Source organism: Candidatus Salinivivens marinus (genome assembly GCF_965655845.1).
Classification (GTDB): domain Bacteria; phylum Pseudomonadota; class Alphaproteobacteria; order Rhodobacterales; family Rhodobacteraceae; genus Salinivivens; species Salinivivens marinus.
Genome location: NZ_CBFHHX010000003.1, coordinates 1 through 26,731, shown reverse-complemented (window position 1 = coordinate 26,731; position 26,731 = coordinate 1). Strand labels below are relative to the sequence as shown.

Here is a 26,731-nt window from a genome sequence, read left to right as displayed (position 1 = left end):
CTTCAAAGTCGTTTACTAATCTTTATTCAACTCCTGTAGTAAATTTTTAATTGCTTTGAAACTCTCATTACCTACTTCCTTATTACTTATAATAGACTTGTAATACTCTTCAGGGTCATAGCGAGCGACTGGTAGGTTTAGATATTCAACTGTCAATAAACCAGAAGCAGATAGAACATCAAAAGCAGCAAGATACTCATCATAACTAGCATTTATTAACTGAGACTTGGCATCTAATAATTCTTGCTCAGCATTAAGCACATCCAAGGTAGTTCGCGCCCCAAGGAAAGCCTCCTCTTTAACCCCATTAAAAGCAACCTCAGCAGCTTCTATTTGTTTCTCGATCGCAGCTCTACTCGCCTTAGAAACTTCCAACATTGCATATGCAGATGAAATCGTTTGCTCGATCGTATCAATCTGTACATGCAAACCAGAGCGAACAGCTTGCAGATTAGCAAGGGCCTGTCGCTCTTTTGCAGATATTGAACCACCTTGATAAATTGTTCCACTTAACTGTAGGCCAATAGACGCTTGCAGTGACTCAGGTTGAGCATCACTATCCGAAAGTCCAATATCACCGTTTAAAGTCATCTTGGCTTTTGACGAAGCTTTAATGCGTTTTAACGTCAACTCGCTGGCTTTTATTTGATACTGTAATTGCCTAAGCTCAGGGTGGGAAGAAGAAGCAATAGATAGTGCCTCCTCGATTTTTGTTGGCACAGCTGGCATTTCTTTTGGGGCAAGTAAGTCTTCCGGCAACGTACCGACAGCATTTTTAAATACCGCCTCTGCTTGAACTAGTAGACCTTTAGCCGCTGAAAGTGAGCTTGCCGAAGATGCGAGCCGAGCTTCCGCAAGCGCTACGTCGGTTCTTGTAATTTCCCCTACTTCGTAGCGGTCTTTTGCCGCTGTGAGCTCCTCTTCGATTACAGAATAGTTGTTTTCTCTCAATCGAACGGTTTCCCTACCTTCCAGAACCCCCATAAAAGCACTGACTGCACCTCCTAAAACTCTCTGTTCTAATGCTATCAGTCCTTGGCGTGTAGCGAGAACATTTTGCTTGGTTACATCAGCAGCAAGCCTGTTGGAACCTCCATCGAATATAGTTAAAGACGAGTTCAAACCAACGTTACCCCGCCAAACAACATCGCTCGTCGCACTTCCTGCGGTGTCAGTTTCACTCCAGTTTCCCGAAAAATTAGCAGCCCACGAAACTATTGGTAATAATGCGGAGGATGCTATTATTGTATTTTCATCGGCAGCTCTCAATAAGGCTCTGTTCTGATCTAGCAATCCTGAATTATTATATGACTCTACAAGCGCTTCAGAAAGGCTCTTAGCATGGAGCGGTAACAAAAAAGAATGAAATAAAAAAGTTACTGAAACTATTGAAGACTTTAGAATAACTTTCATTTTTTTACCCAACTATTAACGATTAAGGCAACTGCCAAGTTTATAATGTGAAGGTTAGTTCTTTTCTAAAACAATCTAGAACAGGTGCTGCAGCATTAAAACCGAATCGCCAACATATTTCATTATTTAGTTTATACCCAATTTTAACTCTGCCAAGTGCCCCCTCCATAAAAATGGCTACCATCCTTCCACCATCTTTTAATTGGGACGATATTTTATCCGTTACCAGCTCAATCCCACCTTGTATGAAAATTACATCATATGGAGCGTGGCTTGGTGCTCCCTCATGCAAAAGCCCTCTTTCAACAATGACATTGTCTATACCATGCTCAGTAAGAGCGGTTTGCATTTCATTGGCTGGTTTATCCTCACTTTCCAATGCCACTACCGCCTCTGCAAGGTGCGCTATGATAGCAGCAGAATATCCAAAAGCCGAGCCAACATCCAAAACGAGTTCGCTGTCATTAACATCTACTAGATCAAGCATCTTTGCTAATGTACGAGGATCCAAAATTACTCTGTCATTTCCAATGCGAATATGTTCTCCAACATACGCCGTATCTCTGTTCTCTGATGGAACAAAGGCTTCGCGCTTTATTGATAAAAAAGCCTCTATAATTGGAAATTTCGTAACATCAGATGGACGAATTTGATTGTCAACCATCATCCTACGACGTGTTACATTATCAGACATTAGCAACTCTCAAAAAGTTAAAGCTTACACGTGTATTGACACAACAACCGTATAGTATCAATGCAATTCATTAAACAATATCTGCCTGCCTACAATATTCGTAAGTATCAAAACAAAAGATATTTATGCTGTTATTGGAAGCCGCTCTTCCACCATGCCAGCGTACCAACTGGAACCGAATGGGATAGCTTCGTCATCAAATATATACTCTGGATTGTGCAGCATTTGACTATCGCCATTTCCTAAAAATATAAATGCACCAGGTTTTTCCATCAACATGTAAGAAAAATCTTCTGATGGCATAATTGGTGGTGTGTCTGTATCAACTTCAGACACCAATGATGCAACGGAGATAGCATGGTGTGTAGCATCTTCATTATTATCCGTTATTGGGTAGCCCCGTTCATATTCAATAGTTATCTCGCATTGATTTGCTGCTGCAGTACCCTCTGCTACTTGGTGCAAGCGCTCTTGAACAAGATCACGCATATCTTCATCCAAACTGCGAACAGACCCCTCGAGTTCGACCGTATTTGCTATAACATTGAGTGCACTGCTGTCAGTTTTAAATGTGCCAGCTGTGACAACCACACGTTTAAGCGGATCAATAGACCGAGATACAATCAGATTCAAATTTACAAGTATCTGTGCAGCTACCAAAGTCGTATCTACTGCCAAATGCGGCATTGCTGCATGTCCACCTTTACCTGTAAGTATAATTTTGAAACGATCAGCCGATGCCATTAATGGTCCCGGTCTGATTGCAAATTTGCCTGTTTCAATTCCAGGCATATTGTGAATGCCGTAAAACTCATCAATATTAAATCGAGTTACAAGTCCATCATTAATCATTGCTTTGGCTCCTGCACCTCCTTCCTCAGCAGGTTGAAAAATCACAGCGGCTTTTCCATCAAAGTTTCTTGTTTCACAAAGATATTGTGCAGCGCCCAAAAGCATCGCTGTGTGCCCATCGTGACCACAGGCATGCATTACACCTGGAACCTCAGATTTATATAAAACATCTGACTTTTCATCGATAGGGAGTGCATCCATGTCAGCTCTCAAACCAATTACACGTTTTGACGTGTCAACTTGACCATGAATAACGCCGACGACACCTGACTTACCGACACCTTCAACCACCTCGTCACAACCGAAACTTCTCAAAAGATCAGCAACCTTTGCTGCAGTTTTAGGAAGTTCATATTGCAATTCTGGATTTCTATGGAAATCATGTCTCCATTTTACAATCATAGGGTATAACTCGGCAAATCGATTTTTGATGGGCATTCGTACCTTCCAAGTTTAACTGCCTTACCAATGCCAAAATGTCAGGCGCTGTTCAGTTGCACAAGTTAAATTTTTCTTTTAGTGGATGCCACCAAGAAATCAGTATTTCACAACAGGAAGAAATGAAACAAAAAGAGTTTTTATTAGGCGTAAGCGCTATGCTGCCACTTTTATTGGGAGTTGTACCGTTTGGTCTAGTTTTTGGAGTTCTGGGCATTAGCAGTGGCCTTTCAGAAACTCAAACCATTTTGATGTCGAGTATTATTTTTGCGGGAGCTAGTCAGGTTGTTTTTGCACAATTATGGGCTGCTGGATCTGCTTATATTGTTATTGGGAGCTCAGTAGCACTGATTAATTTAAGACACGTCCTATATAGCGCTTCGGTAGCTCAACACCTGGAAAAATTGAATTTTAAATGGAGAATAATCCTTGCTTACTTATTAACCGATGAGGCCTTTGCAGTATCCATAAGACGATTTACCTCCCATGGGACCAGTAGACCAGTGCATTTTTTCATGCTTGGTGCAGGTCTAACACTCTGGCTCACTTGGCAGACCTCTACAATCATTGGAGTGATTGCAGGATCTACTATACCAAAGAATTGGGAACTTGCATTTGCTATACCATTAACTTTCATAGCAATAGTGGTTCCATTGTTACGGAGTATTCCGACTATCGTTAGTGCGCTAGCCTCCGGATTAATTGCTATTTGTGGCCAATCATTACCTTGGAATACTTGGATAATTATTGCAGCTCTTGGAGGAATTTTGATGGGTGCTTTCGTCGAAAAATGGAATCACAACAAATGATTTGGTTTGTTATGATTTTAACTGGATTGATAAATTTAATATTTCGCATTTCTATGTTTTCTGGAATTCGCAATATTCATTTACCATTATCACTAAATCGATATGTCGTGTATGTGCCTACTTCAGTGTTATCAGCAATCATAGCAAGCAGCCTTATTTCTTTTAATGGTCAAGAAGTTTTATATGAAGCAGAAAAACTAGTGGCCGCATCAATAGCCGTTATATTTGCATATCTAACAAAATCTGTCTCAGCGACGTTAGTAGCAGGATTAATAACTATTTGGATAATGTAGACTTCAAACTGCAACTAACTATTAACGTATATTTTTATGTAATTTGGGCTTTAAAAATTTAAGCAGTACTTAATCGACTGGAAGATATGATGCGATTTGTATATGTCCAGTTAAGTATACTTATAAATGTCTAAAAGTTGAAAAAGTTATTTGCTTTTTTAAGTCAATTACAATGCACATATCTGGATATATCAAACTTGGCTAACGAAAGAACATTTAAAGCAATAACATGGTTGCTATTCTCAATTATATGTTTCGACCTTATGGCTGTACATATTCGATATCTTTCAATCACCTATACCCCGGAAGAACTTTCTTTTTATAGAAACACACTCGGCCTAATTCCGAGCATATTACTTTTATATTTTACGGCGGAATTATCTTTAAAACTTCAAGATTATAAAATTAAGCAATGGAAGCTTGCCTTTTTTCGTGGATTTATAGTGGCGCTAGCTCAGTTACTTTTTTATACAGCAATAAGTAAACTAGAATTGGCAACAGTCGCAACTTTAGGACAGACAGGTCCGATCTTCATAGTGATATTGGCAATAGTTCTTTACAAAGAATATGTTGGGGTCTGGCGCTGGGCAGCAATTTTTATTGGCTTCTTGGGTACAGTCCTAGTGATAAAACCAGGGAGTGATATTTTTAACTGGAATTCAATACTGCCAATCGGCGCATCATTTTGCTATGCTCTATCTATAGTCACTCTTCGCAGTTTTAAGAAAGAAATTTCAAACTCTATATTGTATTTATATTCCGCAACTGCAGCTGCTCTTGGTGCCGGCCTATATGCCAGCCTCTCAATCACATTTACACCAATTCAAAACTACTCAGATGCGATTTTGCTGCTATCAATGTCTTTTTGTGGAGGATTTGGTGTTGTATGCCTCATGATTGCCTATCGGGCTGCTGAAGCCTCTGCAATTGCACCATTCAACTATTTCGGACTGGTATCGGCTTTTGTGCTTGGCTGGGTAGTTTTTGGGGAATTCCCATTGGATACACTATTTCCTGGTGTTCTTTTCATAGTTACGGCAGGTTTAGTTATCATATGGCGAGAAAAAATAAATAAAAATTGATGGGTGAAAATAATGGAATTACCAAAAAATAATTTCAAGAAAAACTTAATAAATGGAGTACATCAACTTGGAATCTGGAACTCCATATCAGGAAACTCAGTACCAGAGCTTTTAGCAACGTGTGGATTTGATTGGGTTCTCATTGATACAGAACATGCACCCGTTGAAACTGTAGAAATTCAAAGTAGTTTGCAGTCGATAGCAGCATATGAAAATGTTTCTGCCGTCGTAAGACCAGCAGCAAACGATCCCATTTTGATAAAAAGAATACTTGACATGGGAGCTCTAACGTTACTTCTTCCTTACATTCAATCAGCTCGAGAAGCGGAAGATGCTGTATCATCTGTAACATACGGTCCAAATGGTTTGAGAGGAATGGCTGGAATGACCCGAGCAACAAGATATGGGTCTGTCGAAAATTATTTCAAACGAGCAAGCGAAGAAATATGTCTATTAGTTCAAGTCGAAACGACGGAGGCGATAGAGCAGATAGAAGCTATTGCTTTAACCCCGGGCATTGATGGCGTTTTTATTGGGCCAGCAGACCTTAGTGCGAGCATGGGTTACCCTGGGGAAATAGATCACCCAAAAGTAGTAAAAGCAATAATGGATGCAATTAGTAAATTGAAATCACTAAAAATGCCGTCTGGAATACTCACTCTGGATTTCGATAGTGCCAACCGTTATATTTCCGCGGGAACTACTTTTACGGCTGTAGGGGTAGACATGGTATTACTGGCAGAGAGCACTAGAAATCTACGCAACCAGTTTACCTGATTGTTAGCATTGCTTGGAGAGCATTAGCCGTAATGTGGTTATTCTGGACTTGTGTTGCAAAACGTCTTGATCAAGCTAGTTCTACGACCGCGACAGGTTTGTATTGATGCCAAAAAAAGCGCTTAAATTGAAAAAGTTGTTAATAGTTCTCTCACTTATTATTATTGGAAATACACAATTGATTGCGGAAAACCTTATAGAAAGCGGTAGGTGGATTTATTTCGCTGATAACGTTATGGGGGGAATATCTGTAGGATCGTCTGAATATGTGATAGTGGCGTCAGGAAAAGCAATAAGGCTTTATGGCGAGGTATCTACTAAAAATAACGGAGGGTTTATCCAGGTACGCATGCCTTATTCGATAGACCAATTAGAAAAATATAAAGGTATAAAAATTAAGATGAAAGGCAATGGTGATGAATATTTCTTACACCTGAGAAATAGAAGCTCAAGACTTCCTTGGCAGTATTACCATGCCAGTTTTAAATCGGAGCCTACCTGGAAAGAAGTAAATATTCCCTTTGAACAATTTAAAAGATCCTCAAATTTTATGAAAAGTGTTTTTGATCCTAGTTCTATAAAGACAATCGGAATAGTTGCTTATGGAAAGGATCATACGGCGGACGTCATGGTATCAGAACTTGAGTTTTATTAATTTGAAGTAAAACTTAGGTCTCGAAAGCTGGAGAAAACATTATTATCGACACCACCTCTTGATAAGTATTTTGTTCGGGATAATTAATCGTTGTAGCCAACAGTCATCTTTAACGCGTTTGAGGTAAATATGGAGCCTGTTGATCATACAAAAACAAAGCAACTGATATTAGATTTTTCTCGGCGTTCAATAAGAACAGACGATATCAGTCTTGCAAAGCAGCATGCACAAAAAAGAGAATATCTCGCATCCGATGAAACACCAACAAACTTTGGATCTGTATTGGCTTGCTATTTGGGGGCTAATACAGAGTTAATGGACAAAATGAATTATGGCACTTGAAGAAGACATATATGAAATGTACCGTGATGGCCCGTTTGATTGGTTTAACCCTATAGACTTTATGACAAGCACCTTAACAGGTGGACCATCAGGCAGTTGGTCTGAAAAAACACATTCAGAAAAAATTTTTGAAATAGCTAAACAATATCCAAATCTATCCACTGCCGATGTCGAACATTTGATATCATCGCAGAAGAAAAAAAGGGGATTAGACTAAGTCTCAAAAGACTAAGTTTCTGATCATTCCTGAACAATCTATGTGTCGCAAAAATGTAAGAATTTTACGATGGCAAATATGGTCTAACCTTACATTCAATTTTTGACAGCGACTTGCCATATTGAAATAGTTTAAGTAACTAATCATATAGTAATCCATTTCTCAGCTTATTGATTCTAGGCGGGTTGGCGGAGTGGTGACGCAGCGGATTGCAAATCCGTGTACACCGGTTCGATTCCGGTACCCGCCTCCAAAAATTCAGCGAATAGATCAATAAATATCAAACTCGTAAGAGTAAGTGTGTTTTCCAGATCGTTTTAAGTTAAACCAATTAGGCAGAAAACTAGAAACACCACTTACAAAATCTCAATTATAGTGGTTAGTGAGCTAGGCTTTTTGAATGAACCATGCACCATCGCCTCTATCTTTTCTAAATTTTACGTCTTCTACTTTAGTAGAGAAAAATTCATCAACAGCTTTTTTTGCACCAGGCCATGCTTTCGCGCCGTAATCATCAAAAACAATACAACCACCTTTGGTAAGCCTTGGGTAAATATACTCTAAGCATTCTAAGTGCGGTTTATATGCATCACAATCAATGTGTGCGAAGCAAAAAGTTTCATCGGCTGCTATTTTGTCCAAAGTCTCATCAAAAAAACCTTTTAAACAAACACCATTTATGTCGAAATAATTAAAAAATTTGTCAAGTTTGGCCGGAACGTCTTGTGCGGCGGTAAACTTCTTTTTCAGCCTGGTTAAAGGGCGGAATAATTTTACGTCTTCATCGCCTAACGATGAATCTCCGAAGCCTTCAAAGCTGTCGCAGGCATAAAATACTTTTTTCGCTTCTGTTTCTTTCAAAGATCTACAAAGCAATTTGGTCGTTTTTCCTCTCCAAACACCACATTCAATGACATTACCAGTTAGAGATATACAATCTTCAAATAGGCTAACCAAATCGCTCTTTTTCGCGTCATTCCAAAGAGCGTCCCAATATTTTGTTCTTCCATCATTGGTCTTCAAGGATTCATACAGTATTTCATCCTCAGCGATTGCTTTTTTATATTTTTTTTTCAATATCTTATCCAATCGGTTTAGGTTTCTGGTAGAACCTAGTGAGCGTGCATTTTATACATCTATAACGAATTAGCCTAAGTACACACAACCGGAATATCACGATTGCTTTGAGAGCGATGTCAGTTGTTCATTTACAAACAGAACCTGCGATACTTTGAAATATAAAATGTAAATAAGGTTTTGGGGATTTTAAACGGGAAATTTATTTAAGTAACGATATTAGGGAAAAATATCCTTTTTGATGATTTATAATCAACAGCTTATCTAAAATTAAATTTGTAGTTTGTGGATCCGGCACTCACATCCAAAAAATTCCCTACAACTTTTATACTTACTTAATGTTAAAACGGTTTTTGAATTAATGAATATTGGCGTAAGGCTTTTTTTATGTGTAACAGTTTTATTAATCACAATGAGGGAGGACAGCAGTGAAAAAAATTGCAAGAAGTCGCTATGCTATATTACGAGAGTTGACAGACGCCGCGTTAGAAGAAGCAGTAACTGCTTACATGAATGACGGATGGAAACCTGTAGGAGGGTTAGTCATTAGTTACAATGAAGATTTGGAGCATAAAGAATATATTCAACCTATGTCTAACTAAAATTTCTTATATACTTAATTGAATTAGATAATTCTTTTAACGCAAAATGATGAGCCATATGTCCAACATTTGGTAAAATATGGAGGCGAGAATTCGGAATTGCTTTGTTGAAGTCAACAGCCTGACTTTTAAAGGGCAATAAAAAATCTTCATTACCATGGATTATCTCGACTGGCATTTCTATGCGCCCATAAGATGTGTAGTTTTGGTCCAGTGCTTGCGAAGCAATAAGCAAATCGTTTTTGTTTGCTTTGATCGTAGACAGCCGCCTGGAAAGATCTGAACCAACATAATCTAGATAACCTGTTGGAATATCTTGCGGTTTAAACATACGTCCCGCAAATTTTTCAATAGAACCATTATCAGCTCTTTTGGCGACGCTAGTAAAGTATAACTCGTAAGCGTGCTTCAAAAGACCACTGTCATTTGCTAATTTTGAAACTCCTGAAAAAGGCATATTTAAACCCGCTATGGACACGACACCCTTCACGTCCTCTGGAAATTTTGCTGCCCAGGCCATAGCGACCGAAGCGCCCCAACTGTGCCCAACAAGGATAAGATTTTTTCCGTTAATATTTTTTACATATGACCTCGCTAGATCCGCCTGCCTTTCAGCGTCCCATGTGCCCCCATCTCTCTCAGAATATCCAAAACCAGGTCTATCAATGAAAATTAATCTGCTATCGAGTTTTGAAAGTGAGCGTGTGGCAAATACCCAATCACGAAGATTTATAAAAGCTCCGTGAATAAAGACTACATCTTGAGATCCATCTCCCTCAACATATCCGTGAACGCGCAAGCCATTTAAATTTAAAATTGTACCAACTGCAGGTACATTTTTCTCTGCAAATTTATTTGGGATAGCGTAATTTTCTACTCTATCACAAGCGGTTATTCCATGGGCGACTAGTCCAAGTCCAAAATTTCGTCTTGATATGATTAAACTAGCCAAGAATAAATTATCCAATAATTAAATTCCGGCTACACTTAATGTTTTAAAAGCAATAGCTAACAAAAAATTTCACCACTAAGAAGGAAGTATGTAATTAAGTAACTTACGTGGCAAGGTGTTTTTTCTAAATCAAAATATTAGAAAAACAGAATTGATCATGAACCTTTGTCAATAACCCTTGTTATCTCTCTAGCACTCCAGGGGGTGTTTTTTCTCAGTTTTATTTGCCCGTCTTTACCAATTAAGATTATCAAAAAACCTTTTGGCCTAAACCGCTTTCTTAAATTTGAATTGGGCTCCGGCGTATGATCTACAAATACTTGCACATCCCTGCTTAAAAGTGCATTTGGATCTGACGCAAACATTTTGATCTGTTGTTTCAAATTTGGGTCTAAGTGTGAATTTGAGAATACCAGCACAGGACGCTTTTCCCAAATTAAGTTTCGTATTTCAGTATCGGGGTTCACATAAGTAATGTCTAAGGAATTCGCTGTTGCAAATGCACTCGATGCAAAAAAGAGAATACAAACAAAACGTACAAACTTAAGCATCTTTTTATCCAATTAATCCAGAAATAGAGATATTTATATCATGTTACTTAAACTACAACTTAAATTTTCTTTTAGTAACTTCAAATTATAATTTCATCTACTGCCTTAGGATGCTGAGTTATCTGCTCATATCCAGTTTCTGTAATAATAAAACTATCACCAACCTGTGCTCTGAAGTCATTCGTCAATACTGAACCATCAACAGCGAATACCATACCAGGTTCCAAAATTGTCTTGTCACCCCTTATTAGCTCCGGTTTTTCCAAAAAGCTGTATCCCGTTGCGCGTCCACATCGAAATGGATAACCATACCCCTCTCTTTGAATTACCTCTGCATATGCTTCATGCACTTGCTCCGCTTTGACGCCGGGCCCTAATTCGGCTAAAGCAGCCTCCTGACTTGCTAAAGCTGTTTCATAGACCTTTACGTGCTCCGGTTTCGCCGAATTGATCCAAAATGTGCGATCAAACCCTAATTTAAATTTGTTAAAGTTTGTCATCCCACAAAAACATAAGAAAACTGGATCACCATTTCTCATAATACGGTTAGAAGCTCTATGGTGAGTTTTTGTAATGTCTTGGCCTGATGCCATAATTTGCAGAAAATTTGTATTGGGAGACATATCAGTTGGCATATAATGTTTGTTTAATAGCTCAGCTGCTATTCTTGCTCCAGCTGCCGAAGTTGCTATAGCAACTTCAAATTCTGGTCTTCCATCAATAATCGCCTCCCTACCTGCCTTCATCATTGCAGTTGCTACCTGCCCCGCGTGACGAGCAATTTGAAGTTCTTCTGGAGATTTAATCATTCTCATTTCACTTAAGATTTCGGAAAAATTTACAAATTTTTCCTTGGAAAGTAATGAGTAAAGGTAAGACAATACGACTCGAGGAATTCTATCCGTTTCAATACCTATCTTTTTTGATGACTTTAATAGATCGGGTAATTTTTCGCGCCATTCATCTCCCATCCCATCGTTCCAAGTTGAAATTTCATCACAGTGAGCAAGAGACCTAGCAGAATTTTCATCAATTTGAGGAGTGATAATCACACTGGGACCATTTACACTTATTATGAATATTGTTGGTCGTCCAAACTCCATATGAAGATAATCATAATAACCAGTAAGATAAAAAACATTATCATCATCTGTGACTAAAGCAGTATCAATTCCCCATACGCGCATACGATCTTTAAGGTCTTTTAATCTTGCTTCGAAAAGGTTTTTCAAGCTTGCATCTCACTTTTTGGTAAAAGTTTGCGCACCAAGCTACTCCAGACCTTCACCCCAATAGGCAATAAGCTATCGTTAAAGTCGTATGAACTGGAGTGAAGTGGATCAGAACCACTCCCACTTTGTCCATTACCTAAGAGAAAGAGACACCCTGGAATAATATTAGAGAAATGAGCAAAATCCTCAGAAAAGCTCATAGGCTCACAATTTCCGGTAAAATTTAAGCCAAGCTTTTCGGCAACATTAATCACAGTCTCTGTTTGGTCAGCTGAATTTATCGTTTCCACAAATTCAGTTTCAAATGAAACTTTACTGTCAATTTCATGTGCCCTGCAAATTCCTTCCACTATTTTATTAATTAATCTTTTAATCTCTAATCTGTCTGCCTCATTTCTTGATCGAACATCACCCTTTATTAAACTTGTTCCAGGCAAAACATTGCGAGCACCATTGGAAATAAACTCAGTTACCGATAGTACAGAGCCTGATCCTGGCGGAAGCCTCTTGGAAATAATATTTTGAAGGCTTTGGATAATTTCGCACCCTACCGAAATCGTATCACGTCCAACATGGGGCATTGAGGCGTGTCCTCCTCGGCCGTTCAATCTTATTTCAAAAAGACTTTCAGAGGAGCAAATCAAACCTTTTCTAGTCATTAAGTGCCCAATTTCAATACCCGGCAAGTTATGAAGAGCAAATATATCGGAAATAGGGAATTTTGATAGTAGGCCCTCATCTAGCATTGCCTTCGCACCCAAGCCATTTTCTTCACTTGGCTGAAAAATAAAAATCACTGTACCGTCGAAATCTAAACTATGGGCCAACTCTTCAGCTGCTCCTAGTAACATAGTCATGTGACCATCGTGACCACAGGCATGCATAACACCGGGGTACTTTGACGAATATGAGTGCGTAGAGGTTTCTTGAATTGGAAGAGCATCCATATCAGCCCTCAACCCAATTGTTTTTTTGCCTAAGCCAGATCTTAGGATGCCAATCACTCCGACCCCTTCAACGACCTCAAGTCCTTTGGCTCTTAAAAACTTTGCAATTTTTATTTTTGTTTGTTTTTCTTGAAAACCAAGCTCGGGAAATCGATGAAATTCATGCCTAAGCTCTCTCAAAGTTTCAATAGAAATAGTCAAGTTTCTTCCTCATGCTTTAAGGATATACTTTCTGCACTTTCATTTTACAGAACTAAAATCAAATAAAAAGTGAAGAAAGTTGTGGGATTTAACTATAAGCATCACATCAGCTTTTAACTTTTATTTGGAAAGGACGAAGATGGTATTTCTTTTTTCTTCTCTCTTATCAATACATACAACCCTGAGCCAACAACAAATATAATACCTGTCAAAATATATAAATCGGGTATATCTCCAAAAAAAGTCCACCCCCAGAAAATACTCAGTGGTAATAAAACATATTCAAATGGCGCAACGCTCGCTGCGGCCGCAGTACTGTATGCCTTTGACATAAAATAACTCACACCGGCAGCCAAAAAACCTAAGGCAAAAAAATATGGTAGGTCTGATGTTTTCGGAAAGGCCCAACCTTTTAGGATAAACTGTAGACTAGTATTTGAGCTGACATCTGCTAATTTTCCATCGCCAAAGATCAATCCAAAAATTAGGCTAAAAATCACAAAGGTTAGCTGGATATAAAATGCCAATGCTGCGGGTTTAGAAGACTTTGAGAGTTTACGGGTCATTATTTGCATTAGTGCGTATAGAACTGCTGCAATAACAGGAAGGAAATATATAAACGGCGGAATATCAGACATGCTCCAAGTATTTGGTTTCATCATTATAAATACCCCCAAAAACCCAGTAATGACGGCTAACAACCGCCTTATTCCGACTTTTTCTCCAAGAAGGGGGATTGATAATAGTGTAATAAAAATTGGCGCTACAAAGAAAAGAGCCGTGGCTGTAGCAAGAGGAAGCGTTGCTATCGCCGAAAAAAAGATCATGTTACACAAAAAAATTGCTACCGCCCGTAAAGCATGTTGTATCGGTTTCTGAGTTTTTAAAATTTTGAGCCCACCCTCACTCTTTACTAAGAGTAGCGTAAACAAAATTGCAATTAACGATCTAATAAATATAATTTCATGCAATGGATAATTTTTAGAAAATTGTTTTACGAACAAATCATTTATTGATATGCACAGCATTCCTAAAAACACATAAAATGAAGCTTTCTGAACCGACCCTGCTTGCACAACCATTCCTCTGAATACAACTGGACATTTTTTTATCAGCTTTTAGGCTAATCCAGCGGTTTAAGCTAATCATGAAGAGAGGAAAAATGATAGCGATGTTTTTGTTTAAATGAGCGAATATCAGAAAGGAATATTAATAACTTTTTTTGGTGTTTTATTTGTAACGCCCGACTCGTTATTTGTTCGTCTTATATCCTCAGATGAATTGACAATTGCTTTCTGGCGAAGCTTTGCAGCAGGTTTATTAATTTTAGCCGCGTTAATTACTTTTGCTGGTTTTAAAAATATAAAATCTTTGTTTTTGATGGGTAAATTAGGTTGGCTATATTGTTTTTTAATAGGATCTACTTCACCAGCTTTTGTTTGCGCGGTAGAAAATACAAGTGTTGCAAATGTAGTTTTTATCTTTGCTGCGATGCCGATCTTTGCCGCATTATTTAGTTACTTCTTACTTGGAGAACCGATTGCAACAAGAGTAAAAAAAACAATTGCCACCGTTTCTTTAGGCCTAGTTTTAATTGCTTATGGCTCCACTGAAAATGAAATATCAAACTGGAGGGGTGACTTATTCGCGCTCTATGTCTGTATTTCCTATGCAGCGGCGTTAACGTTAATAAGAAAACTCCAGAATATTTCTATCTTACCAGCCTTACCAGTCGCCTACTTAAGCTCAGCATTAATTTTATTCTTTTTCACAGACCCATTTAAAGGATTTGAGGCAAATGCCAATTTCTATCTTCTACATGGGATCTTAATAGCCGCTGGAACGTGCTTTTTGGCCATAGGACCAAGATATATAAGTTCACCCGAAGCATCGCTACTCATACTCTTGGAAACTATACTGGCACCCTTATTAGTTTGGGCGGTACTTTACGAGTACCCGGGTAATTGGAGTCTTATTGGTGGTGCCTTGATTGTGCTCACACTATTAGTTTTCAATTTTTCTGCGTTCAGCAAAACTTAACAAGCGGCTTACAAAGAAACCTCTTGAAATGATTGGTAGTCAATAGATAATCATTAGAAGTTGTGATGTAGAGATTATAATGTCGTTAGAAGCAATAATTATAGAACTTCAGTCAGTTTTTTCAGGTACAACAGACATTGAGCGTCGAGCACTGGAAGCACTCCAGAAAGCATCATTCGAGAAGTTTAAATCAGCGAAAAGCACTCCTCTGCCAGCAGAAATTGTTAATGTGATGGAGGAGGAGCAAGCTCATCCAATTTGCAAAAGCATCCTGAATGCAGAACTAGATTGGTGTCCGCCAACAACTTCTAACGATAAATTGTATATCGAACACAGCAAACGAAAAGCTCACGTTGAGATATTGGGGCCGAATGGATTAATCACCTCTAATTCGGTGAGAATCGGACTGTATGGAATGCTCAGCCAATCCGAATATGGGATTAGAACTCATCCCGCCGAGGAAATCTATATCGCATTGGCCGGAGTGTCATACTGGAAGCGTGGGAATGATAAGTACCAAGAACTTCTTCCCGGTGAAAGTTCTTATCATCCTTCTTTAATGCCTCACGCCTCAAAAACAGAAAAAAAGGCTTTCATGTCTGTTTACGTATGGAATGGTGATATATCGATGGATAACTATCGGTATAAAGGCCTACCAAAGAATTGAAAATTTCTGATCTAAAGAAATCATTAGAGATTATTGGACACAAAGTTTGTCAAATTTTTCGGTGATTCTGTTAAATTAAGAAAATTTTTTGTCATTTACTTAAGTAATACTGACCTGTTCTGGGGATAAGTTTCAAAATCTTGTGGACAACTACCTTGCAATGTGTGGATATGTAAAAATTCATTTTGAGCTGCAGAAAATTGATGGCATTCTCTGTGCAAGGATAAAAACTGGGGGGTATTAGAAGTTAAGGGAATTATAGACGCTTAGGCATTTATAGTTTTCGAACACGGACAAAACCAACCCCAGAAGCATAGAGTTCAGATCGTCCACAACCTTTCGGTTGGATCGGAGCTCGAAGTTGGATAACAACTCCTGTCTAACAGAAAGTGTTATCCATGTCAGATAGGAGATAAACTTAGTTTTTCTCATACATGAAGCAGATGGGGACAGTAGTTATCCAAGAAGAGGCAGGACATGAAGTAATTCAAGTTCTGTCTCTTCTGCTTTTATGCGAGAGCCATGGCAATCGGGGGGTATTCAGATTTGCCATGGCTCTAGATCGTCCATAGGTCGTGTAGCATTATAAATTTAACGAAATCAACAGAGAATTTGTATCTTGCTATCTTTAAGAGCCACTTCTGGATTTGAAGTATCAAAAACCAATGACGTGACCATCTTTACGCGACTCTGAGCCCCCAATATAAAAACCATTTGGCAATCGCCGTATCAATTGCGCCCCTCCAAAACCAAATGCATCATCGGAACTTTTGGTAGAAACATTATGGCCTAGCTCTGATAGAAAAGATAACAGTTCATTATTCATAGACGCCTCACAAACAACATCTAATCCGCCCTCAACTCGCCATCGCGGTGCATCGATGGCCTCTTGCGGGTTCTGTTTCCACAAATGGCTCCTTACAACCATTTGAATATGACCCTGCGCCTGCATTGGTCCTCCCATTACGCCAAAACTCATTAGAGGATTCCCATTATCCATTAGAAAAGCTGGTATGATCGTATGAAATGGTCTTTTCTTTGGCCCGACAACATTCGGACTTTTAGGATCAAGAGAGAACCCTGCTCCCCGATTCTGCAAATGTATACCGGTTCCTGGTATGCAGACTCCGGAACCAAAACCTGCATAATTAGACTGAATAAATGAGACCATCATACCATCTTGGTCTGCAGCTGTCAGATATACCGTTCCTCCACTTTTTGGAGCTCCTGCCTTAAAATCTACGGCTTGGTCATGTTTGATAAGAACTGCTCTCTCTTTTAAATAGTCTTCACTTAATAAGTCAGCCACAGTTATTTTCTTCATAAAATCTATGTCCGAAACGTACTTATAAGTATCTGCTAATGCTATCTTCGTTGCTTCAATTTGAAGATGAACCGAAAGCGGGCTATCACACTCCAAATCATCAAGGGATGTATGGTTTAATATCCCTATCGCCATTAACGCAGCGATACCTTGCCCATTTGGAGGAATTTCATGCAAAGAAACCCCATGAAAATTTTTCGAAATTGTACCTGGCCAGTCCGCTTGATGCTCTGCTAAATCACTTATCCGTAGCGCAGCATGGTGCTTTTTTGCGTAGGCATCAATTTTTTCTGCAAGAGCACCTGAGTAAAATGCCTCTCCTTTTGTCTCAGCAATCAACTTTAAAGATCTTGCGAACTCAATATTATTATAAATTTCACCTGCTGCAGGAGAAACTCCATTTGGTAGGAAATTATCAGCAAATCCAGGTTGATCAGAAAGCTCTGCCGCTCCAAGGCTCCACTGTTGCGCTATGATGGGCGAAACTGCGAAACCAGACTCCGCATAACCAACAGCCGGTTCAAACAGTTCTTGAAACGGTAGTTTGCCAAATTTATCTGAAAGACTCACCCAGCCGGCTACCACACCCGGAACCGTGACACTTTCCCAGCCTCTGTAAGGCATTTCTTTTAAATTAGAAAAACGGCTTTCCGTCCATGACGCTGGCGATCTGCCAGAAGAATTAAGTCCGTGAAGGCTCTGACCATCCCAAATAATTGCATAAGCATCTGATCCTAACCCACATCCCGTCGGTTCAACCAAACTTAAAGTGATAGCAGTGGCTAATGCAGCATCAACAGCATTGCCCCCACGCATCAGCATACGCAAACCTGCTTGAGCTGCAAGCGGCTGACTAGCCGCCACCATATTCTGAGCAATCACAGGAGATCTTCTGGATGGATAATTTGGGTAATTTTCAATCTGCATCTATTTTTGGGTACCTTAAAAACTCTTCATATTAACTAATATAGCTGGAAAGAAAGAGATCACCATATGTGACTTCTGTCTTATTGGAAATATTGTGTTTTAATCTGAAGAATTTCTTTTTTTGTTCTGGGTTTGAGTAGCTATAAAATTCTGCAAATTCTTGACTTGCAAAGCACACATACGCAAACCTAATTTTGATCGCCTCCAAAGAATGTCTTGTGCAGAAGTCGCAAATTCCTCTCCAATTAACCATTCAACTTCCTTCTGCGTTAATGTCGCACCAAAATTGATACCTAAATCATCTTCATTACGAACACTACCTAACATTTCAAAGGCTTCTCTGCCGTAAGCCTTAACCAGACGTGCTGCCCACCTCTCGCTCAGGAATGGATAATCTTTTATAAGATCCATAATTAAGTCTGACACTCCGTTTACTGGAAAATCACCTCCAGGCAGGTAAGCTTCAGCTGTCCAAGGCCCGCGCATTTTTGGAAAGAACGCAGCAACTTCATTTAAAACACTCTCTGAGAGTCTTCGATAAGTTGTGATTTTCCCACCAAAAATATTTATCAAAGGTACTTCATTTTCCCAATTCACTTTTATGCTGTAATCACGCGTCACAGCAGTTGCATTGCCTTCAGAGGTATCTTGAAGCGGTCTCACGCCTGAATAGGTCCATACGATGTCCTCAACTTTCAGTTCAGTATCAAAGTATTGGTTGGCAAAATTAATTAAATAAGTTTTCTCAAGCTCACTACACTGTGGCTTTTCATCTAATTCTATATGGTCAATATCTGTTGTGCCAATTAACGTGAAATCAGTTTCGTAAGGAATTGCAAATATAATTCGACCATCATTTCCTTGAAAAAAATAACACTTTCCATGATCCCAGATTTTTGGAACAACAATATGGCTGCCTCGCACCAACCGAACTTTTTCGGGCGTATTTACCCTCAACACGTTATGAATTATATCGCTAACCCAAGGACCACCAGCATTTATCAGTACCTTTGATAAAAACACTTCTCTCTTACCTGTTGTTTGGTCTTTTGTTTCAATGTACCATAATCCATCATCTTTTTTCGCTGAAATGACCTTTGTATTCACATAAATTTTTGCCCCAAGCTTTGCTGCATCCTTTGCGTTAAGTACAACTAACCGAGAGTCCTCAATCCAACAGTCCGAGTACTCAAATGCTTTTCTAAATTTTTTTTTGAGCGGAACTCCCTCCAAAGACACCGAAAGATCTAATTTCTTAGTTGGAGGTAAAATTTTTCGTCCCCCCATTAAATCATACAAAAATAAACCCACACGAATTAACCATGCAGGTCTTCTATTTTTATAAAATGGAAATATTCTATTAAGTAACTTTGAAGCCGGAGTAGTAGACTCAAATCGCTGAGATTTGTTCAAAGGCAATATAAATCTCATTGGCCAACTGATATGCGGCATTGCTTTCAACAGTACCTCACGCTCCTCAAGAGCCTCCTTTACTAACCTAAACTCAAAGAACTCTAAATACCTCAACCCACCATGAAATAACTTTGTAGAAGAGGAAGAAGTGGCTGAGCCCAAATCGTTCATTTCTGTTAGAACAACAGACAAGCCACGTCCTGCCGCGTCTCTGGCAACGCCACAACCATTTACGCCACCACCAATAATAAACAAATCATGCACTTTTTTATTCAATTTACATTCTCAAATTTTACTTATTATTTTCTTTTTATTTCGTTTTTATTCATTTTATTTTCGTATAATGCAAAAACGAAGATATTCCAACGGAAAAGAAAGAAATTTGTTGGTAATTATGATATTTGAGATTATCGTTAACGTAATTTATTTATGAGCACTGCAGGATGGTTAACAACTTACGGTCACCCGAAATAATTAAGCTGGCAAACCAACAAAGTATTGTTAGAGTTGAAGAACTCGCAGAATATTTCAACGTATCTCTGCAAACGATCCGAAAAGATTTAAATAAACTTTGCTCTGATGGTCAACTTGAAAGGGTCCACGGCGGAGCAATAATTCCATCCCACATAGAAAATATTGAATACGAGCAGCGAAAAAAAATTAACTTGCTTGGCAAACAGGCCATTGGCCGAGAATGCGCTAAGAACATTCCAAATGAAATATGCCTGTTCATGGGTATTGGCACAAGTACTGAGACCGTAGCAAAATTGCTTTTAGAACATAAAAATTTGTTGATAGTGACCAATAATTTAAATATTGCAAATGTGCTGAAGAATAATGCGAAAAGTGAAGTGGTCATCACAGGAGGCAACCTGAGGAAATCAGATGGTGCATTAATTGGCCAGCCAGCTCTAGAAACTATTAAAAATTTTAAGTTTGATTTGGCAATACTAGGATGCTCGGCATTAGACCGTGAAGGCAATATGCTGGATTTCGATACTCAAGAAATACTCGTCAACCAGAGCATAATCAGCCAAGCTGATAAAACGTATTTACTTGCTGATCATACAAAATTTTTGCGAAAAGCTCCGGTCAAAATCGCTCCCTTGTCTATAATAGACTGTTTCTTTACTGATAACAAACTTGAGCCCGAGCTGCTTGAAAAATGTAGATCATGGAATACCGAAATAAGATATAGTGAATAATCTTTAGCTCTAGGCATTAAAACAAACTAAACAAAACGATTTACATAATTTTCCAAAATTTCTTGATTACCCGAGCGTGGTTCTGGGTTGATATTCTTTTCTAATACTAACTGTGTAATGTCCTCCAAGCTACTACCCAACATTTTCAAAGCTTCAGGTTTAGACCAATCCTGGTATCTTTCCTGTAATTTTGCCTCAAGGCCCCCATCATTAATCATAGCTTCAGCGGCTTTTAATCCACGTGCGCAGATATCCATTGCACCAACATGAGCAGCTATGAGATCGACCGCGTCTATTGATTGTCGTCTCAGCTTAGCATCAAAATTTGTACCACCAGTCGAAAAACCACCAGACCTGAGAACGTGATAATATGCGAGGGCGACTTCCGGTACATTATTTGGAAACTGATCCGTATCCCAGCCAGACTGGTAGTCATTTCTATTCATATCAATTGAACCTAACATTCCTTCAGACGCTGCAAGAGCAATCTCATGCTCAAATGAATGTCCCGCTAAAATTGCATGGCCCTGCTCAATATTTAACTTTACCTCTTTTTCTAATCCATATTTTCTTAAAAAACCTATGCATGTAGCTACGTCAAAGTCGTATTGATGCTTTGAAGGTTCCTGTGGTTTCGGTTCAACTAAAATTGTTCCTGTAAAACCAATTTTATATTTATAGTCCACAACCATGCTTAAAAAGCGCCCCATATTGTCGAGCTCTTTGGATAAATTCGTATTTAATAAAGTTTCATATCCCTCGCGTCCTCCCCATAATACATAGTTTTGACCACCCAATTTATGTGTAGCATCCATACAAGACTTTACAGTTGCTGCGGCAAAAGCAAAAACATCGGGATCAGGGTTGGTGCTTGCCCCAGCCATCCATCGTCTATGACTGAACATGTTAGCTGTACCCCATAACAATTTTGGACTATCTGAGTTCATTTTGGAACCGATATAGTCTGTAATCTCGTTTAAAGTAGATAAATTCTCCTTGAAATTTCCCTGATCAGGTCGAAGGTCAGCATCATGCCAGCAAAAGAATGGAACTCCTAAAATATCAAACATTTCAAAAGCAATGTCGGCCTTTAGTCGCGCCCGTTCCATATTATCCTGTGGGTGCCATGGCCGTACAAAAGTTGAACCGCCGAAAGGATCACCGCCCTCCCACGCAAAGCTGTGCCACCAGGCTACCGCAAATCTAAGCTGCTCTTCCATTCTTTTGCCCAAAACAATTTCGTCAGGATTATAATACCGGTATGATAGAGGATCACTGCTTTCCGCACCCTTGTATTCTACTGGACTAATGCCATTAAAAAATTCAGTTGTCATTTTCGATACCCATTATTATGTCCAATCGGTCAAACAGAAATTTGCATTCGAACAGCCTTATTGAGGCAGAATTATGCACTTATGCAATTTTTATTATTTTTTCTAAACTTAGTGAAGTGGTTTGAGAGTTTATAGTCAAGGCATAGAAATTTTTATCGCAGATCCATCCGTAGTACTGTAAGCAACAGCTACTCCAGAACCAACATTTATGCCTGTAACTGAAGAAATAACAACTTGATGAGTTACCATCAAAATTCGATTTTTTTCGTCCAAATTTTTAAGTTTTTGCATTAATTTGCGTAGAGTTTCTTTTTTATCATAGTGGTCCTGAAAAAAAGAGTTCAAACCAGAAAACATATTTATTTCACCTATATCCATAAGAGTTGCTGTGTCTATACAACGACACCACTCGCTCGAGTATATTTTATCAAACAAAACCCCCTCCATTTTAAGCCTTATTCCAATAGATATTGCTTGATCTCGCCCCTCTTGGTTTAGATTTCTTTGGGTCTTACACTCACTTATATCGAATTCAGAGGGATCACCGTAACCAGGTGCAAGAGCGTGACGCAGAAAAATGACATTCAACTTTGGTTGATCTAAAACTTCCGACCAAGAAATAGTATCTGCGCTCGAAATATTTCCAAAAAGACATATTTTAAAAATTAAGATAATTGTTTTAAATATTCGCATACGCAAAATATCCTATTTTGAATTAAAACATATCCCAATATTGTAACTCAGAGAAGCGTCGCAACAAATGCAATTTAAGAAGTCCACCGAAGTTCTATGCTCATTTATAGTAAATATTTTGGTAATGTCGGTATGCTATTTTACTCTGCCTCACACTGCGAGAGCTGAAGTATCAATCATTGGATCTAGCGGAAGCACAATAAAAATTGAAAAGATAGCAGTATTTGATGAACCATGGGCTTTAACATTTATCAATGAAAATGATCTATTAGTTTCAACCAAAAAAGGTAAACTTTGGTTGGTAAAGAAAGATGGAACAAAGTTTTTAATAGATGGTTTGCCTAATATTACTTATGGCGGTCAAGGCGGATTGGGAGATATTTTACCCCACCCTAATTTTAGCCAAAATAGTCTTGTGTATATATCTTTTGTTGCATCCGAAAACAATGGAAGAACACGTGCCGCGAAAGTTATCCGAGCGAAATTAGAGAACCTTACACTCCGCAATCATCAACTAATCTGGGAACAACTACCACAAACGACAGGAAGAGGTCACTTTTCTCATCGCCTAGCTTTTGGCCCAACAGGAAGTTCCCATAATGGAATGCTGTTCATCTCATCCGGAGATAGGCAGATTATGGATTCGGCACAGAGTTTTGATAATAATTTGGGTAAAATAATAAGACTACACGATGATGGACGGATACCGGAAGATAATCCTTTTAAGGAAATGGGATTTCCAGCGAATACTATATGGTCCTTAGGTCATCGAAATGTTTTAGGGATTTCATTTGCACCTAACAATAATCTCTGGGCTAACGAAATGGGGCCATTACACGGCGATGAATTGAACTTAATTTCTAAAGGAGCAAACTACGGCTGGCCCATAGTTTCCGAAGGAAATCATTACAATGGCAAGCACATCCCAAGCCATTCAACTAACGATAAATTTACTCCGCCAGTAAAATATTGGGTACCCACCATTGCTCCTTCATCATTGGCCTTTATGCCGATCAAAAAGGGCCAGAAGTGGTCAGGTAATGCATTTATATCTGGACTAAAGAGTAAAGCTATATTCCGGCTGAATATACAAGACTATCAGGTAACCCATGAGGAAAAGTTTTATATTGGCAAACGCATCCGTGCACTCACAATTGGCCAAGACCGTAATATATGGGCAATAGAGGACGGCGGAATGGGTAGACTATTAAAGTTAAAATTAGATTAAAGGTTTTAGTAAATACACCGAAAACACTTCCAGCGTCCGATTGGAAAAGCATTAGCCTGAGGCAATCCTTTATCACTTCGTTGAAAAAGTGTCGTTAAAACTGTCGAAAATGCTGTCTAGAGTTGTTTCAGACGAGCAGTTCTGAACAATTTTGAGTTGCTTATCCGCTCGGATTTTCTCACCATCAAAGTAGACATGATTAAAATCTGTACTGAGCACAACTTTAAGCCAGTCAGAACTATTCGCACGAATGAACGCCTCTCCATGTTTAAATGGCCGAACGTCACCAGTTGATAAATTTTCAACAGCAAAGGCGTTTGCCTCTAGATCACAATGTTCTTCAAGAGTTACCCTGGAGATAAAGCTTTGTTTTTTTTCGCTACCGACAAAAAACCCTGCCGAATGTACTCCAACAACTGCAGCTGCAACTGAGACTATTGCCACTTTGAACATAAAAAACTCCATTCTCTTTATCAGAGGCAGCAAACTTTATGCCAATTAACCAACTAGTCTAATGCATATTTTTTCATTAGTTTTATGATCTGGAGTGTTTTGATACTACAAAGGTCATATCTTTTGGTATCGTAGGGTTAGTTATTACGCTCACATTGCCAAAACTCGATTTACATAAATTTTCTATCTCTTTTTGAGAAGAATAAACAATTCCACCCTCTGTAATCTTTTCCTGGTCTGATATTTGCAAATTGAAAATCATAGCACATTTCAATTTTGACCAAAGTAAATTTAAAACTCTGTAAAAATAACGTCTCCAAGCATTATAATCACGTGACGGGAAAAAATTAAATGTTCCCGACATGATGATAAAATCTGAATCCATTACAGGAATAGACCCGGTATGAAAGGAAGCTCTGTTAGAATATTTTTTTTGACAAAATTTAACTACTTCATCAGAAACATCATAGCCATAATAGTGCAATTCATGAGAATATTTTCTTTCAGACAAAAACTCTAGAAATGCACCGTATCCGCACCCAATATCGCTTACTGATATCTTTTTTTTTTGTGATAATGACTTTATCTGATTTAAAATTATGTCAAACCGAGCAAATTGTCTTTTCTTTGAAAACCACATACTTGCTTCTGGCAACGGACCAAATTCTAAAAACCTCTCGTTATAAATTTCTGCTATTTCACTATCAAAACTGCGCGACATTAAGAAATCAAATCTAAATCTTACTAATATAATTTATATAGTATAATAGGATAAATATAACAATTTCCAAAATACAAAATGATACTCCGGGCTAACATAAATATATCTGGTGTCGTTAGAAATAGGGATCGAAAAAGAAGAAAGATAGTAAAATGAAAATTACAACCCTAATTGGTTTAGTCGCATCAGCTCTTTTGTTAGCTGGCTGCCATACAACTACACACCCTGTTTCCACATCAAACGTTTCAGCAAAGCCTTACACAGAGTCCACCGCTCTGACTATTTATGAGGCTCACCCTCTAAAAGGGTCAGAAAAAGTAAGCGTCCATGCATACTCTTATACGAGAGGAAGCGATCATTGCTCCAGAACTATTGCATTAAATTTTAGTAGTTCGTTAGCTTATACTCAAACTATGATTGCTCTCAGAAACAGAGCTATGGTCACAGGAGCAAATGCTTTATCAATAACCAATTGGCGTGAGCATGCTGGGGTCACAACACTCACAGGGCATTTCTTTGACTGTCACTCGAAAAAGGGCCTATAGCCAGTAAAACAAAAATCATTTTACTAATTACACATTGGTCGAAATAGCTTTATGCTGTTTCGACTGATGTACCAGAAACAGATACAATAACGTGTTCCTTCGAATTAAAGATCACATTTGTATACTGAATATCATATCCGACTATCGCATTTCCTCCTGCTTTTAAAGCAGCAGCTTTAAGCTCAACCATTGCATCGGTTATCGCAGTTTTCAGAGTTTTCCGATCTATCGACCGATAGCGTTTTATAAATATCGATAAGAGTTTTTTAACAAAAGACTGACTTTCGACAACAAAAATACCCTCGCCATGAACAACGCCAAACCGCTTGCGTATTCTAAGGTTCATAGCGGTTTCGCTTGTCACAAGCATATCTTCAAACTTTGTAAATAAGTTATCAATACTTTTCACGTTTGTGGGTCGATGTGGTTTATTTGCTGCCGCAACTTTTTCTTTTACTAAAGACTTCACATGGCACGCCACACACAAGCCTTTATGCTCTCTGGCCACATTAGACTCTGTGAAACCCATTCTGGTTTTACATTCTACGCATTGTGACATTTTTTACTCTCCTAAAAATAGAACTAGAACTCTATTATCGAGTTAGTTTTTCCACCATCTCTGAGTTTGTTTGCATCAACCTAGCTGATCCGTTGAACTGTTGCTGAGCTTTGATCATAGCAGTTAATTCATCAGTGATATTTACGTTGGAAGCCTCTAATCCGCCACTCTTTAAAGAAGCATAGCCTAAATCCGATGGTGCCCCTAAACTGACCGCGCCAGACTTATCAGTCTGAGCATAAATTCCACCACCCAATTCCTTAAGGCCGTTATTGTTTGAAAAAATACCTAAAGCAACAGTACTTACAGGGTAAGAAACTTCAGTTCCATAACTGGCCTCAATATGCCCATCACCCAAAATCCTAAGTTCAGACATAGGTACATCCTCACGCTTTAGCGGAATTTGAATAGGTGCTAGTCCATCAAGTTCTTCCGGCGTTGGTCCGAACAAACCATCTACAAGAGGCGAACCCATGACAAAGGCATCA

Annotated in this window: 30 protein-coding genes and 1 tRNA gene; 14 read left to right on the top strand and 17 right to left on the bottom strand. The window is 38.7% G+C overall.

Features of this window, described 5'->3' with window-relative positions:
- Positions 1 to 15: 15 nt before the first annotated feature.
- From ACTF5Q_RS03810 to ACTF5Q_RS03800, 3 genes are all read right to left on the bottom strand, one after another.
- On the bottom strand, positions 16 to 1,413 hold the full coding sequence (locus ACTF5Q_RS03810) for a TolC family outer membrane protein (RefSeq protein WP_438953352.1): 1,398 nt from the start codon (positions 1,411 to 1,413) through the stop codon (positions 16 to 18).
- A gap of 40 nt (positions 1,414 to 1,453) precedes the next feature.
- Positions 1,454 to 2,107 (bottom strand): protein-L-isoaspartate O-methyltransferase family protein, encoded by a 654-nt coding sequence (locus tag ACTF5Q_RS03805; protein WP_438953351.1) that lies wholly within the window; start codon positions 2,105 to 2,107, stop codon positions 1,454 to 1,456.
- A 123-nt stretch (positions 2,108 to 2,230) separates the two neighbouring features.
- Entirely contained in the window at positions 2,231 to 3,397 is a 1,167-nt protein-coding gene (locus ACTF5Q_RS03800; RefSeq protein ID WP_438953350.1) for an amidohydrolase, read from the bottom strand.
- Between the two features lie 122 nt (positions 3,398 to 3,519).
- On the opposite strand from ACTF5Q_RS03800, the gene ACTF5Q_RS03795 reads away from it, so the two are divergent.
- The 8 genes from ACTF5Q_RS03795 to ACTF5Q_RS03760 all read left to right on the top strand — a co-directional run bounded on the left by ACTF5Q_RS03795 (position 3,520) and on the right by ACTF5Q_RS03760 (position 7,825).
- Positions 3,520 to 4,206, top strand: coding sequence for an AzlC family ABC transporter permease (locus ACTF5Q_RS03795; RefSeq protein WP_438953349.1), 687 nt, complete (start codon positions 3,520 to 3,522; stop codon positions 4,204 to 4,206).
- Positions 4,203 to 4,499 carry an AzlD domain-containing protein gene (locus ACTF5Q_RS03790; protein ID WP_438953348.1) on the top strand — a complete coding sequence of 99 codons (297 nt, stop codon included), beginning with the start codon at positions 4,203 to 4,205 and terminating at the stop codon, positions 4,497 to 4,499. Before ACTF5Q_RS03795 ends, ACTF5Q_RS03790 begins: the two co-directional genes overlap by 4 nt.
- Positions 4,500 to 4,696: 197 nt before the next feature.
- Complete coding sequence (locus ACTF5Q_RS03785) at positions 4,697 to 5,581, top strand: DMT family transporter (protein WP_438953347.1); 885 nt, start codon at positions 4,697 to 4,699, stop codon at positions 5,579 to 5,581.
- A 12-nt stretch (positions 5,582 to 5,593) separates the two neighbouring features.
- Positions 5,594 to 6,358 (top strand): HpcH/HpaI aldolase family protein, encoded by a 765-nt coding sequence (locus ACTF5Q_RS03780; protein ID WP_438953346.1) that lies wholly within the window; start codon positions 5,594 to 5,596, stop codon positions 6,356 to 6,358.
- Between the two features lie 106 nt (positions 6,359 to 6,464).
- Positions 6,465 to 7,013: a CIA30 family protein gene (locus ACTF5Q_RS03775; protein WP_438953345.1), complete on the top strand. Its 549-nt coding sequence runs from the start codon at positions 6,465 to 6,467 to the stop codon at positions 7,011 to 7,013.
- 129 nt (positions 7,014 to 7,142) lie between these two features.
- A complete protein-coding gene (locus ACTF5Q_RS03770) occupies positions 7,143 to 7,355 on the top strand; it encodes a hypothetical protein (RefSeq protein WP_438953344.1) in 213 nt (70 codons plus the stop codon).
- Positions 7,345 to 7,572, top strand: a complete 228-nt coding sequence (locus tag ACTF5Q_RS03765) for a hypothetical protein (RefSeq protein WP_438953343.1) — start codon at positions 7,345 to 7,347, stop codon at positions 7,570 to 7,572. The genes ACTF5Q_RS03770 and ACTF5Q_RS03765 overlap by 11 nt, the downstream gene beginning before the upstream one ends.
- Positions 7,573 to 7,751: 179 nt before the next feature.
- Positions 7,752 to 7,825 (top strand) — tRNA-Cys (locus ACTF5Q_RS03760).
- Positions 7,826 to 7,959: 134 nt separating this feature from the next.
- Here the strand turns inward: ACTF5Q_RS03760 and ACTF5Q_RS03755 are convergent.
- On the bottom strand, positions 7,960 to 8,649 hold the full coding sequence (locus ACTF5Q_RS03755; protein WP_438953342.1) for a TylF/MycF/NovP-related O-methyltransferase: 690 nt from the start codon (positions 8,647 to 8,649) through the stop codon (positions 7,960 to 7,962).
- A gap of 428 nt (positions 8,650 to 9,077) precedes the next feature.
- Between ACTF5Q_RS03755 and ACTF5Q_RS03750 the strand changes: the two genes are divergently transcribed.
- Positions 9,078 to 9,251 (top strand): DUF1737 domain-containing protein, encoded by a 174-nt coding sequence (locus tag ACTF5Q_RS03750; protein WP_438953341.1) that lies wholly within the window; start codon positions 9,078 to 9,080, stop codon positions 9,249 to 9,251.
- On the opposite strand, the gene ACTF5Q_RS03745 is transcribed toward ACTF5Q_RS03750, so the two are convergent.
- From ACTF5Q_RS03745 to ACTF5Q_RS03725, 5 genes are all read right to left on the bottom strand, one after another.
- Positions 9,244 to 10,203 carry an alpha/beta fold hydrolase gene (locus ACTF5Q_RS03745; protein WP_438953340.1) on the bottom strand — a complete coding sequence of 320 codons (960 nt, stop codon included), beginning with the start codon at positions 10,201 to 10,203 and terminating at the stop codon, positions 9,244 to 9,246. The two genes, ACTF5Q_RS03750 and ACTF5Q_RS03745, sit on opposite strands and share 8 nt — an antisense overlap.
- A 155-nt stretch (positions 10,204 to 10,358) precedes the next feature.
- The gene (locus ACTF5Q_RS03740) at positions 10,359 to 10,754 is read right to left on the bottom strand and encodes a DUF4174 domain-containing protein (RefSeq protein WP_438953339.1); all 396 of its coding nucleotides are present in this window, start codon (positions 10,752 to 10,754) and stop codon (positions 10,359 to 10,361) included.
- Between the two features lie 80 nt (positions 10,755 to 10,834).
- On the bottom strand, positions 10,835 to 11,986 hold the full coding sequence (locus ACTF5Q_RS03735; protein WP_438953338.1) for a M24 family metallopeptidase: 1,152 nt from the start codon (positions 11,984 to 11,986) through the stop codon (positions 10,835 to 10,837).
- On the bottom strand, positions 11,983 to 13,134 hold the full coding sequence (locus ACTF5Q_RS03730) for an amidohydrolase (protein WP_438953337.1): 1,152 nt from the start codon (positions 13,132 to 13,134) through the stop codon (positions 11,983 to 11,985). The genes ACTF5Q_RS03735 and ACTF5Q_RS03730 overlap by 4 nt, the downstream gene beginning before the upstream one ends.
- Before the next feature lie 113 nt (positions 13,135 to 13,247).
- On the bottom strand, positions 13,248 to 14,210 hold the full coding sequence (locus ACTF5Q_RS03725) for a DMT family transporter (RefSeq protein WP_438953336.1): 963 nt from the start codon (positions 14,208 to 14,210) through the stop codon (positions 13,248 to 13,250).
- Positions 14,211 to 14,319: 109 nt separating this feature from the next.
- Between ACTF5Q_RS03725 and ACTF5Q_RS03720 the strand changes: the two genes are divergently transcribed.
- Both ACTF5Q_RS03720 and ACTF5Q_RS03715 read left to right on the top strand, forming a co-directional pair.
- Positions 14,320 to 15,174, top strand: a complete 855-nt coding sequence (locus tag ACTF5Q_RS03720; RefSeq protein WP_438953335.1) for a DMT family transporter — start codon at positions 14,320 to 14,322, stop codon at positions 15,172 to 15,174.
- A 79-nt stretch (positions 15,175 to 15,253) separates the two neighbouring features.
- Positions 15,254 to 15,841 (top strand): dimethylsulfonioproprionate lyase family protein, encoded by a 588-nt coding sequence (locus ACTF5Q_RS03715; protein ID WP_438953334.1) that lies wholly within the window; start codon positions 15,254 to 15,256, stop codon positions 15,839 to 15,841.
- A 655-nt stretch (positions 15,842 to 16,496) separates the two neighbouring features.
- Here the strand turns inward: ACTF5Q_RS03715 and ACTF5Q_RS03710 are convergent.
- Both ACTF5Q_RS03710 and glpD read right to left on the bottom strand, forming a co-directional pair.
- On the bottom strand, positions 16,497 to 18,092 hold the full coding sequence (locus ACTF5Q_RS03710; protein WP_438953333.1) for a gamma-glutamyltransferase family protein: 1,596 nt from the start codon (positions 18,090 to 18,092) through the stop codon (positions 16,497 to 16,499).
- A 99-nt stretch (positions 18,093 to 18,191) separates the two neighbouring features.
- Entirely contained in the window at positions 18,192 to 19,781 is a 1,590-nt protein-coding gene (gene glpD / locus ACTF5Q_RS03705; protein WP_438953332.1) for a glycerol-3-phosphate dehydrogenase, read from the bottom strand.
- Between the two features lie 167 nt (positions 19,782 to 19,948).
- Here glpD and ACTF5Q_RS03700 point away from each other — a divergent pair, with 167 nt between their 5' ends.
- The gene (locus ACTF5Q_RS03700; RefSeq protein WP_438953331.1) at positions 19,949 to 20,710 is read left to right on the top strand and encodes a DeoR/GlpR family DNA-binding transcription regulator; all 762 of its coding nucleotides are present in this window, start codon (positions 19,949 to 19,951) and stop codon (positions 20,708 to 20,710) included.
- A 26-nt stretch (positions 20,711 to 20,736) separates the two neighbouring features.
- Here ACTF5Q_RS03700 and xylA read toward each other — a convergent pair whose 3' ends face one another.
- The gene (gene xylA / locus ACTF5Q_RS03695; RefSeq protein ID WP_438953330.1) at positions 20,737 to 22,044 is read right to left on the bottom strand and encodes a xylose isomerase; all 1,308 of its coding nucleotides are present in this window, start codon (positions 22,042 to 22,044) and stop codon (positions 20,737 to 20,739) included.
- 135 nt (positions 22,045 to 22,179) lie between these two features.
- The gene (locus ACTF5Q_RS03690) at positions 22,180 to 22,737 is read right to left on the bottom strand and encodes a histidine phosphatase family protein (protein ID WP_438953329.1); all 558 of its coding nucleotides are present in this window, start codon (positions 22,735 to 22,737) and stop codon (positions 22,180 to 22,182) included.
- A gap of 67 nt (positions 22,738 to 22,804) precedes the next feature.
- Here ACTF5Q_RS03690 and ACTF5Q_RS03685 point away from each other — a divergent pair, with 67 nt between their 5' ends.
- Positions 22,805 to 23,965 carry a PQQ-dependent sugar dehydrogenase gene (locus ACTF5Q_RS03685; RefSeq protein WP_438953328.1) on the top strand — a complete coding sequence of 387 codons (1,161 nt, stop codon included), beginning with the start codon at positions 22,805 to 22,807 and terminating at the stop codon, positions 23,963 to 23,965.
- 72 nt (positions 23,966 to 24,037) lie between these two features.
- Here the strand turns inward: ACTF5Q_RS03685 and ACTF5Q_RS03680 are convergent, their stop codons facing one another.
- Both ACTF5Q_RS03680 and ACTF5Q_RS03675 read right to left on the bottom strand, forming a co-directional pair.
- Positions 24,038 to 24,418, bottom strand: coding sequence for a hypothetical protein (locus ACTF5Q_RS03680; protein WP_438953327.1), 381 nt, complete (start codon positions 24,416 to 24,418; stop codon positions 24,038 to 24,040).
- Between the two features lie 82 nt (positions 24,419 to 24,500).
- The gene (locus ACTF5Q_RS03675; RefSeq protein WP_438953326.1) at positions 24,501 to 25,139 is read right to left on the bottom strand and encodes a class I SAM-dependent methyltransferase; all 639 of its coding nucleotides are present in this window, start codon (positions 25,137 to 25,139) and stop codon (positions 24,501 to 24,503) included.
- 152 nt (positions 25,140 to 25,291) lie between these two features.
- On the opposite strand from ACTF5Q_RS03675, the gene ACTF5Q_RS03670 reads away from it, so the two are divergent.
- Complete coding sequence (locus tag ACTF5Q_RS03670; RefSeq protein ID WP_438953325.1) at positions 25,292 to 25,684, top strand: hypothetical protein; 393 nt, start codon at positions 25,292 to 25,294, stop codon at positions 25,682 to 25,684.
- 49 nt (positions 25,685 to 25,733) lie between these two features.
- Here the strand turns inward: ACTF5Q_RS03670 and ACTF5Q_RS03665 are convergent, their stop codons facing one another.
- Positions 25,734 to 26,243 (bottom strand): heavy metal-binding domain-containing protein, encoded by a 510-nt coding sequence (locus tag ACTF5Q_RS03665; RefSeq protein ID WP_153692512.1) that lies wholly within the window; start codon positions 26,241 to 26,243, stop codon positions 25,734 to 25,736.
- A 34-nt stretch (positions 26,244 to 26,277) separates the two neighbouring features.
- On the bottom strand, positions 26,278 to 26,731 hold a 454-nt coding region (locus tag ACTF5Q_RS03660), incomplete at its 5' end, for a flagellar hook-basal body complex protein (RefSeq protein ID WP_438953324.1).